The organism is Acetobacter senegalensis (assembly GCF_001499615.1).
GTDB classification, from domain to species: Bacteria; Pseudomonadota; Alphaproteobacteria; order Acetobacterales; family Acetobacteraceae; genus Acetobacter; species Acetobacter senegalensis.
In genome coordinates this window covers 3405924-3417500 of the sequence record NZ_LN606600.1, presented here as the reverse complement: position 1 = coordinate 3417500, position 11577 = coordinate 3405924, and the positions used below count along the sequence as shown (strand labels likewise).

9 protein-coding genes (1 of these 9 cut by a window edge) are annotated in these 11577 nt (G+C 56.3%); 1 reads left to right on the top strand and 8 read right to left on the bottom strand.

Annotated elements, in window-relative coordinates; translation table 11 throughout:
• The 3 genes from ASN_RS15850 to ASN_RS15840 all read right to left on the bottom strand — a co-directional run.
• Positions 1-2449, bottom strand: partial view of an excinuclease ABC subunit UvrA gene (locus tag ASN_RS15850; RefSeq protein ID WP_058989406.1) — the 5' portion only. Its footprint begins 65 nt before the window's first position; the window shows 2449 of its 2514 coding nt (coding positions 1-2449); the start codon lies at positions 2447-2449; its stop codon lies off the left edge, out of view.
• 77 nt (positions 2450-2526) lie between these two features.
• Positions 2527-2865, bottom strand: a complete 339-nt coding sequence (locus ASN_RS15845; RefSeq protein WP_058988774.1) for a hypothetical protein — start codon at positions 2863-2865, stop codon at positions 2527-2529.
• Positions 2862-3869 (bottom strand): glutathione S-transferase family protein, encoded by a 1008-nt coding sequence (locus ASN_RS15840; protein WP_058988773.1) that lies wholly within the window; start codon positions 3867-3869, stop codon positions 2862-2864. The genes ASN_RS15845 and ASN_RS15840 overlap by 4 nt, the downstream gene beginning before the upstream one ends.
• A 173-nt stretch (positions 3870-4042) precedes the next feature.
• On the opposite strand from ASN_RS15840, the gene mobB reads away from it, so the two are divergent.
• The gene (gene mobB, locus ASN_RS15835; RefSeq protein ID WP_058988772.1) at positions 4043-4561 is read left to right on the top strand and encodes a molybdopterin-guanine dinucleotide biosynthesis protein B; all 519 of its coding nucleotides are present in this window, start codon (positions 4043-4045) and stop codon (positions 4559-4561) included.
• Here mobB and ASN_RS15830 read toward each other — a convergent pair.
• The 5 genes from ASN_RS15830 to fdnG form a co-directional block, all read right to left on the bottom strand.
• Entirely contained in the window at positions 4549-5766 is a 1218-nt protein-coding gene (locus tag ASN_RS15830; protein ID WP_058988771.1) for a molybdopterin molybdotransferase MoeA, read from the bottom strand. The genes mobB and ASN_RS15830 overlap by 13 nt on opposite strands.
• Before the next feature lie 161 nt (positions 5767-5927).
• On the bottom strand, positions 5928-6893 hold the full coding sequence (fdhE, locus tag ASN_RS15825) for a formate dehydrogenase accessory protein FdhE (RefSeq protein WP_058988770.1): 966 nt from the start codon (positions 6891-6893) through the stop codon (positions 5928-5930).
• Entirely contained in the window at positions 6890-7543 is a 654-nt protein-coding gene (locus tag ASN_RS15820) for a formate dehydrogenase subunit gamma (RefSeq protein WP_058988769.1), read from the bottom strand. The genes fdhE and ASN_RS15820 overlap by 4 nt, the downstream gene beginning before the upstream one ends.
• A 2-nt stretch (positions 7544-7545) precedes the next feature.
• Complete coding sequence (gene fdxH / locus ASN_RS15815; RefSeq protein ID WP_058988768.1) at positions 7546-8502, bottom strand: formate dehydrogenase subunit beta; 957 nt, start codon at positions 8500-8502, stop codon at positions 7546-7548.
• A gap of 8 nt (positions 8503-8510) precedes the next feature.
• Positions 8511-11561 (bottom strand): formate dehydrogenase-N subunit alpha, encoded by a 3051-nt coding sequence (gene fdnG / locus ASN_RS15810; RefSeq protein ID WP_082666734.1) that lies wholly within the window; start codon positions 11559-11561, stop codon positions 8511-8513.
• Positions 11562-11577: the final 16 nt, after the last annotated feature.

Below are 11577 nucleotides of genomic sequence, written 5' to 3'. Positions count from 1 at the left end.
GTGTTCCACTGGCTACAATATGCCCCCCGTCCTCTCCGGCACCGGGCCCCATATCAATAACCCAGTCGCTCGCGGCAACCACACGCATGTCATGTTCAGCCAGAACCACGCTGTTGTTCTGGTCCACCAACCGCTGAAGCTGTTTAAGCAACCGGTCCACATCAGCCGGATGCAAGCCTGTGGTGGGTTCATCCAGCACATACAGAACATGACCCGCCCTGCGTTTTTGCAGTTCTGTCGCCAGTTTGATGCGCTGTGCTTCACCGCCGGAAAGTTCCGTTGCCGGTTGGCCAAGCCGCAGATATCCCAGCCCACCCTCCCGCAATGTTTCAAACCCATGGGACAGAGCGCTGTCCTGCGCAAAAAAAGTGCAGGCGTCATCCACGCTCATAGTCAACACATCCGCTATGGTCTTACCACGCAACGTAACAGCCAGCACTTCTGGCTTATATCGCGCGCCATGGCAGTCCGGGCATGGGGCATACACGCTAGGCAAAAAGAGGAGCTCCACCATCACGGACCCCACTCCCTCGCACTTGGGACAGCGACCTTTGGCAACGTTGAAGGAAAACCAGCCAGCGTCAAACCGTCTCTTTTTTGCTTCCGGTGTTGCGGCGAAGGCCTGCCTCACCAGATCAAACAATCCGGTATACGTTGCGAGGTTGGAACGCGGTGTGCGGCCTATGGGCTTTTGGTCAATAACCACAAGCCTGCGCACCTTTTCCAAACCCGAAACAACACGCCCTTGCGGCTGTCCGGCTTCCGCCGGATCAAAAGGCGCGTCTTCTTCAGTATCTTCGTCAAGCGCAACCGGCTGACCCAAAGCACGAGAAACGATGGAAACCAATGCCTGTTGAATCAGGCTGGATTTTCCAGAACCGGAAACTCCCGTGACGGACACCAACACGCCCAATGGCAGAGAAAGATCAAGATCCTGCAGATTATTCCACGTGATATTTGCCAGCTTGAGGAACGTTTCAGCCACCCGCGGCGGCGTCTCCCGCTTTGTGGGAGCATCAAATAGATAATGCCGTGTCTGGGAAGCCTGAACGTTTTTCAGGCCCTCAGGCGGGCCACTGTAAAGCACCTGGCCGCCACGCTCGCCCGCCTGTGGTCCAACATCCACCAGCCATTGCGCGCGCCGAATAACATCCGGATTATGCTCCACCACAAGTAGGGAATTTCCCGCTACCAGCAGACCATCAAGCGCTCTCAATAGCGCCTGTGTGTCCGCCGGATGCAGACCGGAGCTGGGTTCATCCAGCACATATACCACCCCGAACAGATTGGAACGGATTTGAGTGCCAAGCCGCAAGCGCTGATATTCGCCAGGAGAGAGAGTTTGCACACTCCGGCTGAGCTGGAGGTAGCCAAGCCCCAGATCAAGTAGCACGGCAATCCGCTCAATCAGCGAGGCTACAATGCCTTGCGCCGCGACACTCACCGCATCCAGCCCGGTCATGTGCGGCTGCATATCCTGCAATGCCTGAGCAATATGCTTCAACGGAAGGGCCGAAAATTCCGCAATATTCCGCCCATCAAATGTGACTTTGAGAGCATCCGGATTCAATCTTTGACCATGGCAAAGGGGACATGGCGAACTGACCATGAAGGATGCCGCCCGCGCCCGCATTTTCGCACTTTGGGATTTTGCAAAGGTTTGAAGCACATACCGCCGTGCGCCAGTAAAGGTGCCGTTATAATCCGCAGGGTCTCCGCGTTTTATGGCGGCCAGAACGTCTTCATGCGTACGGCCCGGATAAACGGGTTCAGTCGGCGTTTCCTCCGTGTATAAAATCCAGTCGCGCGTTTTTTGCGGCAGATCTTTCCACGGCTTATCGACATCAACCCCACGCGTGATCAGAATATCGCGCAGGTTCTGTCCCTGCCATGCGGTAGGCCAAGCCGCCACGGCACGCTGCCGGATGCTGAGAGTATCATCCGGCACCAGCGTTTTCTCGGTCACATCATAGATGCTTCCTAGCCCGTGACAGCGAGGGCATGCCCCCATAGGCGTATTGGGAGAAAAGGATTCAGCTTCCAGCCGCGCCATACCCGGCGGATAAGACCCGGCGCGCGAGTAAAGCATACGCAACAGATTGGAAAGCGTGGTGACACTGCCAACAGTGGACCGTCCGCTGCTCCCTCCCCTTTGCTGCTGTAAGGCGACGGCAGGCGGAAGCCCTTCAATACTCGCCACCGCAGGCACAGGCATCTGGTTGAACAGTCGCCGTGCGTAAGGAGAGACAGATTCAAGATAGCGCCGCTGCGCCTCGGCGTAGATTGTGCCAAAGGCCAGTGAGGATTTACCAGACCCTGAAACCCCGGTGAAAACCACCAACTGGTCACGCGGCAAATCGACATCAACGTTTTTCAGATTATGTTCCCGTGCGCCCCGAACACGGATCATAGACTGGGGGGATGGAACGGGTGTGGCTTGATCTGTCATGACCTCACTATACCGCGAGGATACAGAGAGCGTGACACCCCGCGCATGCATCAGACCCATGCAGACAGCAGGAAGCCTTAACTTGCCTTGACGGCTTCCAACCCAAGCCAGTGCGGTTTGCGCCGCTCTACCCACGCCAACGCCCGATCTGTCAGACGCCGCAGAAAAGCGACATCTTCAGAAAGAAGCACAATCCCCAAAGGCAGCATCCAAAGCCCCAGAACCGGTAGAATGGAGAGAAAACCACCGCAGATCAGCAATATCCCAGCCGGGATCCGCGCCCAACGAGCCTGTGGCTTGCGCATCCACCGCACAGCAGGCCGCGCCTTTTCTGGCAGCCGGAGGATAAGCAGTTCGATCCGACGCTCATGGTCGTCCTCTATTTCCAGGATCTCTGTCAGAGTACGTTCTGTCATGGTATTTCAATTCCTTCTCCCGAGAGGCTTACCGCCATACGGGCTGCGCCAAAAGGCGGTTGAGGACCTACCGGCACAATTCCTGTTGGGTCCAGCCAAGGATGGCTCAGGTAATAATGGTGCTTGATGTGAAAGAAACTCACAGTTTCTGCAATGCCCGGCAACGCGTAGAGCCGCTCCACATAGCGGCTGAGCACGGGATAATCACACAGGCGGCGGACGTTACATTTGAAGTGTCCCACATAAACGGCATCAAAGCGTATCAATGTGGTGAAAAGACGCCAGTCAGCTTCCGTCAATTGCTCTCCCACCAGCCAGCGCCTGCCACGCAGATGGTGTTCAAGCCAGTCCAATGTTGCAAACAGATCATTCAGCGCGCGTTCATAAGCCTGCTGGGATTGTGCAAAGCCGCATTGATAAACCCCGTTATTCAGCGTGCGATAAATACGCTCATTCACCGCATCAATCTCACCACGCAGCAGAACAGGGTAATAATCCCCTTCCCGCGCCCCCACTTCATCAAAAGCGCTGTTCATCATCCGAATGATGTCGGCGGATTCATTGCTGACAATTGTATCTCGATACGTGTCCCACAGTACGGGAACAGTCACATTGCCTGAATAAGCGCTATCAGCCCGCACATAGAGTTCATACAGAAAACGGGCAGAATGAAGCGGATCTGGCTGCACACCCGGCCCAGCCTCAAACGTCCAGCCTTGCTCGCCCATCAGCCAATGTGTGACGGAGAGGGAAATATGACCAGTCAACCCTTTCAGTTGTCTGAAAATCAGGGTGCGGTGAGCCCACGGACAGGCCAGAGAAACATAAAGGTGATAGCGTCCTGGTTCCGCACGAAACCCTCCCTCCCCTGTTGGTCCAGCCTTGCCATCGGGTGTAATCCAGTTTCTGAACTGTGACGGCTGACGCGAAAATGTTCCGTTTTCATCCGAGGCATGCCTGGCGCCTTGGGCCGCATGCCATTTGCCATGCAACAGATAGCCCATTCTCAATCCTTCCGTGCTTTGCACTCCGTATGTTCTGAATCTGAACGCAGTTGACGCCTGAAATTGCATAGTCCTTCGAAAAGAATTCCCTGTTTCCACCGTTTCTTTCGGTCACTCGCACCTACGGATGATCTCTGGTAGAGCAGAAAATCGTCCGCACTTCAGGAGCCGCCATGTCCAGACCCAGGCAGCAAGCCGTTATTGGCCTTACAGGCCGCAGCGGCTCCGGCAAAACCCATTTGATGGCGCGCCTGCTGCCAGCCCTACGCGCACGTGGCCTCAGCGTTTCCACTATCAAACATACGCATCACCACATTGATATTGATAAGCCAGGCAAGGATTCCTTCATCCACCGTCAGGCAGGAGCATGCGAGGTCATGCTCGTCACACCTGATCGGTGGGTTTTACAGCATACTCAGCCAGAACCGAGCCTGCGTGACGTTCTCGGCCATATGGCGCCTGTGGATCTGGTTATTATTGAAGGGTTTCATGCCTCCATTCCCGCAGCGCTTGAGGTTTACCGGCCCGAAGTTGGAAAAGAACCGCTTTTCAAAACGCAGACCAACATTCTTGCTGTGGCAACCACCACCCCATCTGCTGTGCCTTCATCCCGTTTAACTCTCGATCTGGACAACACAGGCGCCATAGCGGAATTTATCCTGAAAAATTCCTGCTCTGTTCAGTTGATATGAAGGGGCAGCACCCAACGCGTCTGTCCCGCAATAACAGGCGCATGCGGGTCAACCCGCAACAACGCATTGGCACGTGTCAACACGATAATATCTGAGGCCCCAACTGTGGGAAGCAGAGAAATGCGCCACCCCAAACCGTCAGACTGACAGAAAACAGGGACAAAATGCGTAGTATCGCACGCAGGGACCAGTTCAAAATCGACAGTGCCAGATATCAGGACAGGCGCGTGCGCGTCCCCCATCACTGAGCGTAGATACGGCAAAAGGAACACCAGTGCACAGACAGCAGAAGCCCCTGGGTTTCCCGGCAGACAGAAGGCCAGTTTTCCGTCTTGCTCCAGAATGGACAGCGGCTTGCCCGGCCGGATTTTAACGCCACGAAACAGGACCCCGGCACCCAGTTCCTTGAGAACATCCAGAACGTTATCTGTATCCCCCACCGATATGCCACCAGTGGTTACCAGCATGTCTGAATGTTCCCAAGCAGAGCAAAGAACAGCGCGCAGTTGATCCGCGTCATCTGAAGAAACCACATGTGTTTCCACTTCGGCCCCGGCAGAGGCGAGCAACGCCGCCAGCATGGGTGTATTTGAGTCCGCCCGGGCATCCGGTGCGTCTGCTGCTAATTCCGCGCCATTTGCCACCACGGCAATACGAAGCGGGCGCACCACCGCCACCTGCTGCACATTCTGGCTTGCCAGCAAAGCGATATGCCGCCAATCCAACGCCTGCCCTCGCCGAATAAGACAGGTACCGCGCGTAAATTCCTCGCCCTTGCGACGGATATTGGCTCCTTGTTCGGCCAGGGCATGAAGAGGGCGAACACATTCTGTCTGGGGGTCAAGCTGCATGCGCTCACCCGCCATCACGCAATCTGCCCCCGGCGGAATACGGGCGCCGGTCAATATCCCTTGCGCTTCACCCATTTTCAGCACTGAAGGCATGTCACCTGCCACTTTCTGCCCAACCACCCTCAGTCCTGCGGGCGCTGCGGCCATTGCTGAGTGGGCAAAAGCGTAGCCATCCATAGCGGAAATATCAGCTACGGGCCGATCAGAAACAGCCAGCACATCCTGCGCGGCAATGCGCCCGTTACTGTGAGAGAGTGGCACATTCTCGGCTTGGTCGGATCTTTTTCCCGCGCAGGCCAGCACAAGCTGCAAAGCCGTTGGATAATCGACCAAACCTGTAAAACTATTCCGCATCACCACCTGTTACTTTTGTTTCCGGCATAAAAAAGCATGAGCGCCATTTTGTGCCAGCGCCACCATCAGTTTACCCGATGCCCCCGCTCTGCAAGCCACCGCAAGGTCTTGCTCTTTCTATTGCAGCGTCTGGAAGGGGTGGGTGTTCCAAACGCTGCGTATCAGACCGGAAAAGCAAACGGATTCAGCGTGGCCCGCACATATCCCTGCTCTTCAAGAGCAGCGTCCAGCCCGAGCGAGGCAAGATCATCCGCCACCACTTCCAGCGCCGGGTCCCTGTCCTGCCGGAAGAGCTTCACATAGCCGTGGCAATCCCCACAGGTTTCTCCCTGAATGACTGCATCTGTTGTCTCAAAGGACCAATAATCCACGTGGTCTGTTCCGCCGCACACACTGCATGTCGCACGCACTTTGTGCCAGCGTGTCTCGCACAGACTACATTGAAGGTAGCGCAATCCCTCACGGTCTCCTGTCAGCACCAGACCGCCGGAAGGCGGAGCACCGCAACAGGGACAGCGGGCTCCCCCTGTCTCAAGCACCTCGCCCGCCGCGCCTTCCGGTGCGGCAAGGGCAACGGCCTGCGCCCAGAACACGGAAAGGGCCGCCCACAGAATCACGGAACGCCCTGCATCAACAGCCGCATAGTCTCCACCCAGAAGGGCTGCGGCCTTTGCTGCCAGTTCATTACGATCAGCATAGAGCAGATCAATCAGGCCAGCCGCAGCCGGTTCAGGCATAAAAGGAGACAGGTTTTCAACCATCCCTCTGAAGGCATCCTGCCAGTAGGCACTTTTCTCCAGCATGGCAGCAGAGGGCCGCTCTGGGCGAGAAAGGCCGTCTCCCAGCAACGCACTGACAGGGGTTGCATCATCCGCACTGAGTGGGGCGTCCCTGAGCCAGCGAGCCTGTTCATCAACCAGACGCGCGGCAAAGCCCAGATATCCCTCATTCCGCTGTGGGGTGCCATCTTCCTCTTCGGTGGTTTGGGCCTGCTGATCAAGCTGGCGCAAACGCTCCGCCCGCCTGCGATACAAAACCGCCAGCCGTGGCAGGATAATGGGCTCAATGGCCTGAACACCGGGAACTGTTTTATCCAGCGGCGGAAGATCAGAAAAAAAAGCGCTCATGAATGATGCTTCACCGGGGCATCAGGGGCAGGCTTGACCTCTTCATCATACCAGCGGTCATGATGCTGCCTTGCCCATGCGCGGGATACATAGCCTGTCAGCATACCCGTAATGGAGCCGCGTACCCAAAGACCCATGTAAATGTGCCCCACCACCAGCAGGATCAGCCCAAGCCCGGCCGTGGCGTGCGCCAGCAAGGCAAGCCGAATAACCGGGATGGGAAAGAGCGCTGCAAAATAGGCGCGCCAGATCACGATACCGGTAAAAAACAGCACAGAAATAAGGGACATGATCCCCCAGAACAGAAGCTTCTGACCGGCATTATATTTGCCAATCCTCAGCTTTTCACCATGCTTGTTCATCAGCACGTCAAGCACATGCCGGAACCAGATCATATCCGTTTTTACCAGCAGGTTATGATGCACAAACCGGAAGAACATGACCACAAGCAGCAGAAACACCACTGTACCAAGAAACGGATGCAGGATGCGCGCTGTCTGTGGGGTTCCCAGAACGTTTCCTAACCAGTTCAGGCTGGGGAAAAACCAGGAAAGCCCGGACATGGCCACCAGAAAAAAGCAGGCCACCATGGTCCAGTGGCACATCCGGTCAAAAAACTTGGTGCGCAGAACAGAATTTCTCGTATCCATGATTAGTCCCTCCCTTCCGCACGCTCGTCTTCAGGGCGCTGTTGCGGGGGCCCTCCGGCATCCACCAGTTCTTTCTGCCTGGGTTCCGGCTGGTCTTCTTCATCTGTCGTGTTAGGGCCAACCCCCACGTAATGGGCAAAGGAGGCGGCCAGAGTGACAATAAATCCAAGCGCCCCCACGGGCTTGAGCCATTCTTTCCAGCCGCGTACAACCGGGCTGATATACGGGTCCTTGGGCAGCCGATGATAAATCTCCGGTGTGTCCGCATGTGTCAGCACATACATGACGTGGGTGCCCCCAACACCCGCAGGGTCATACAGGCCTGCGCCTTCATGCCCTCGGCTTTTCAGTTCATCAATTCGGTTAGCGGCAAGCTGCTTCATGTCCGCCTTGGAGCCGAAAGCGATGGCCCCCGTGGGGCAGGTTTTAACGCACGCGGGCTCCTGCCCTACTGCCACGCGATCTGCGCACAGGGTGCATTTGTAAGCCTTGTTATCTTTTTTGCTGATACGCGGCACATCAAACGGGCACCCGGCAACACAGTAGCCGCAGCCTATGCACTGGTCCGACTGAAAATCCACAATACCGTTGGCAAACTGCACAATGGCACCGGGGCTGGGGCAAGCCTTCAGGCAACCGGGCTCCGCGCAGTGCATGCAGCCTTCCTTGCGCAGCAGCCACTCCAGTTTGCCACTTTCATCTTCCACTTCATCAAAGCGGATAACGGTCCATGTTTCGGGCGCAAGATCGGCGGGGTTATCATACACCCCAACGTTATGCCCTACCTCGTCGCGCAGATCATTCCATTCTGAACACGCAACCTGACACCCCTTGCACCCGGTGCAGAGAGAGACGTCAATCAGCTTGGCGACTTCCTCCTGATGGCTACGGGCCTGAGGCGCGGGTGTCATGCCATTGGTGGCAGAGCGCCTGATGATATCCTGTGACTGCATACTCATCGCGCGCCTCAGACCTTTTCTACGTTGACAAGGAAAGCCTTGAACTCAGGCGTCTGGGTGTTGGCATCCCCCACGGCGGGGCTGAGCGTATTGGCCAGATAGCCCTTGCGCGTTGCCCCCCGGAATCCCCAATGGCAAGGAATGCCAATCTGCTCCAGATCCCGGCCCATGACATTAAGCGTCTTGATACGCTTTGTTACGACCGCCTTGGCTTCAATATATCCGCGCGCGGAGGAGACCTTTACTTTGTCTCCCGCAGAAATATGCAGCCTTTGAGCCAGTTTTTCACCAATCTCCACAAACTGTTCCGGCTGAATAATGGCGTTCAGACGTGAATGCTTGGTCCAGTGCCGGAAAAGCTCGGTAATGGAATAGGTTGTCGCCACATAGGGAAAATCCTTGGGCGAGCCCATACGCGCCCGATCATCCTTCAGCACACGCGCTGTGGGATTATAGGATACGGCCGGATGCAACGGATTGTTTTCCAACGGAGATTCCGTCGGCTCATACTGTTCCGGGAAGGGACCATCAGACATACCCCCACAGGCAAACAGGCGCCCCACTCCATCCGGCAGCATGATAAAGGGACTCACGCCGCTCCCCGGCGGAGAGGTAACGGGATAATCCGGCACATCTGCCCCCTTCCAGCGATCCCCGGTCCATTCCAGTATCTTGCGTTCGGGGTCCCACGGCTTGCCCGCGGGGTCGAGGGAAGCCCGATTATACAGGATACGGCGGTTGGCAGGCCATGCCCACGCCCAGCCCGGAGTGCAGCCCAACCCGGTATCCGTATTATCGCGGCGGGACATCTGATTACCCGCTTCTGTCCAGGACCCAGCGAATATCCACGCAAAGCTGGAGGTTGTGCCATCATCCTTCATTACGGAGAAATCGGGCAACAACTGGCCCTTACGCACGACAACCTTCCCTTGGTCATCCGTAATATCGGCCAGCGCATAGCCATTGGATTCCTGTGCCACTTCCTCGGGCGTGGGGTCTTCCGGGTCCTTGTAATTCCACTGCATGTTCAACACAGGATCGGGCGATACGCCACCTTCCTTGCGGTACAGATCACGGATCTTCGTGAAGATCGTGCCGATAATCCGCCCGTCCTGCCACGCTTCACCGGGGGGCTCAGCCCCGGCAAAATGCCATTGCAACCAACGACCGGAATTGACAATGGAGCCATTTTCCTCAGCAAAGCAGGAGGACGGCAGGCGAAAGACTTCCGTCTGTATCTCTTCCGCCTTCACATCATTAAAGACGCCTTCATTCTGCCAGAAGGACGCTGTCTCTGTTGACAGCGGGTCAATCACCACCAGAAACTTCAGCTTAGCCAGCGCCTGCGCAGTTTTATTCTTATCCGGCATGGCAGCCAGCGGGTTGAAGCCCTGCACAATGTAGCCATTCACCTTGCCCTGATACATCCGGTCAAAATAGGCCAGCATGTCATAGCTGCGGTCCCATTTTGGAAGCCAGTCATACCCCCAGTTGTTGGCAGCGGTTGCGTGATCACCCCATAGGGTTTTCTGCAGACTGACAAAAAATTTGGGCGTGTGGTGCCAGTAATTCACCTGACCGGGCACATCTGTAGCGGGTGTGCTTTCCTTCAGATAGGTGCCGATATCCTGCTGCTTATCTGACGGCAGGTTCAGGTAACCCGGCAACCTGAGAGAGAGCAGGCCCAGATCCGTATAGCCCTGAATGTTGGAATGCCCACGCAGCGCGTTCATCCCTCCGCCCGGCATACCAATGTTGCCCAGCAACAGCTGAACCATGGCAGCTGCACGAATAACCTGAGAACCGCTTGTGTGATGGGTCCAGCCGAGCGCAAACAGGAAGGTGGCGGTCAGATCCGGCGCACTGGTCCGCGCCAGTTCCTCGCACACATGCTGGAAATCCTTGAGAGGTGTGCCGCATAGTTTGGTCACCATCTCCGGCGTGTACCGCTCCACATGCTTGCGCAACAGGTTCAGAACGCAGCGGGGGTTCTGCAGGGTTGGGTCCTGACGGGCAAACCCGTTTTCGTCCCGCTCATATGTCCAGGAACTTTTATCGTAGGTCTTCTTTTCGGCATCATACCCGCTGAAAAGACCCTCTTCAAAATCATAGTCTTCACGGACAATCAGCGCGGCATTTGTATAGGCCTTAACATACTCTTGCTGGATTTTGTCATGTGTCAGCAGGTAGTTCACAACCCCCAGCATGAACGCGGCATCTGATCCTGCGCGAATAGGGGTATAGAAATCAGCAACGGCCGCACTACGGTTAAAGCGCGGGTCAACAACCATCACCTTGGCGCCATTGCGGATCTTGGCTTCCATCACCCACTTGAAACCTACAGGGTGGGCCTCTGCCGGGTTGCCGCCCATAATCAGAACCACGTTGGCGTTTTTGATATCGACCCAGTTGTTGGTCATGGCCCCACGCCCAAAGGTGGGCGCAAGGGCGGCAACCGTCGGCGCGTGACAGACACGCGCCTGGCAATCCAGCCCCAGCATGCCCAAGGCACGGGCAAACTTGAAATCGAGCACCCCTGTCTCATTACTGGCGGCGGAAGACGCAAGCATGCCGGAACTCAGCCAGCGATTGACCAGTTCGCCTTTTTCATTCCGTTCAATGAAATTCTTGTCACGATCATCCTTGAGCAGCCGGGCAATGCGATCTGTTGCTTCTTCCCAACTGATCCGCTTCCATTCCTTTGAGCCGGGTGCCCGGTATTCAGGATATTTCAGCCGCCCTTCACTGTGAATGAAATCGACCAGCCCCGCTCCTTTGGGACACAGGGAACCTCGGCTGACGGGATGATCCGGGTCCCCTTCAATGTGAAAAATGCTCGGCTTCGCATTTTTAGCGCCATCACCAAGGCTGTACATCAGAATGCCGCACCCTACGGAACAATAGGTGCAGTTATTCCGGGTTTCCTTGGCCCGAAGCAGTTTGTACTGGCGTGAATCTCCCGCATAGGCTCTGGGCGGTGCAAACCCCAGCGCTACTGCGCTGGCTCCGGCTGCGCATGTGCCGCAGGCTTGTAGAAACTGCCGTCTTCCCAGAGTCATGTGGTCATGCCTTTTT

Coding starts and splice junctions, on each gene's coding strand:
- fdnG (WP_082666734.1), bottom strand. CDS start 11,561: ATGACTCTGGGAAGACGGCAGTTTCTACAAGCCTGCGGCACATGCGCA.
- ASN_RS15820 (WP_058988769.1), bottom strand. CDS start 7,543: ATGGATACGAGAAATTCTGTTCTGCGCACCAAGTTTTTTGACCGGATG.
- fdhE (WP_058988770.1), bottom strand. CDS start 6,893: ATGAGCGCTTTTTTTTCTGATCTTCCGCCGCTGGATAAAACAGTTCCC.
- ASN_RS15845 (WP_058988774.1), bottom strand. CDS start 2,865: ATGACAGAACGTACTCTGACAGAGATCCTGGAAATAGAGGACGACCAT.
- fdxH (WP_058988768.1), bottom strand. CDS start 8,502: ATGAGTATGCAGTCACAGGATATCATCAGGCGCTCTGCCACCAATGGC.
- mobB (WP_058988772.1), top strand. CDS start 4,043: ATGTCCAGACCCAGGCAGCAAGCCGTTATTGGCCTTACAGGCCGCAGC.
- ASN_RS15830 (WP_058988771.1), bottom strand. CDS start 5,766: ATGCGGAATAGTTTTACAGGTTTGGTCGATTATCCAACGGCTTTGCAG.
- ASN_RS15840 (WP_058988773.1), bottom strand. CDS start 3,869: ATGGGCTATCTGTTGCATGGCAAATGGCATGCGGCCCAAGGCGCCAGG.